General features: G+C 77.6%; 1 pseudogene. It reads left to right on the top strand.

Going from position 1 to position 581, the window contains the following annotated elements:
* Positions 1-581: pseudogene (locus NWP09_RS13175) on the top strand (ATP-dependent helicase); the annotation flags it as partial.

A 581-nucleotide genomic window follows, 5' to 3' on the forward strand; every position in this document is an offset into this window, starting at 1 on the left:
GCTGTGGGCCGCGTGGAGCGCGGCCGGCGTGGCCGACGCGTGGCGCCGGGCGGCGCTCGGGGCCGAAGGGGTCGAGCGCTCGCTCGCCAATCGGCGCCTCGATGCGGTCGTCGCGCTCTTCGACCAGGTCGCGCGGCTCATCGAGCGGCGGCCGGACGCCGACACCGGCGCCTTCGTCGACGCGTGGCTGGCCTCGAGCGTCGACGACGACTCGCTCGCGGCGCGCGCCGAGGGCGCGCGCGTCGCGATCGGCACGCCGGGCCAGTTCGTGGGCCGCGAGCTCGACACCGTGATCGTCGCGGGCCTCCAGGACGGGGTGTGGCCGAACCTCCGCCCGCGCGGCTCCCTGCTCGGCGCGAACCGGCTCGGCGGCGAGCCCACGGAGGACGCCCGCGCGGGCGTGCTGCACGACGAGCTGCGCACGTTCGTCAAGGCCGTCGCGACCGCGCGGAGCGCGGTCCTGCTCACCGTCGTCGAGAGCGACGACGAGCAGCCGTCCCCGTTCGTCGCGCCGCTCACCCCCGAGCCCGCCCCTGCCGCGGACGACAGCTGGCACTCGCTGCGCTCGCTCGTCGCGAGCC

Origin of the sequence: Agrococcus sp. HG114, assembly GCF_024723325.1 — a bacterium.
Taxonomy (GTDB): Bacteria; Actinomycetota; Actinomycetes; order Actinomycetales; family Microbacteriaceae; genus Agrococcus.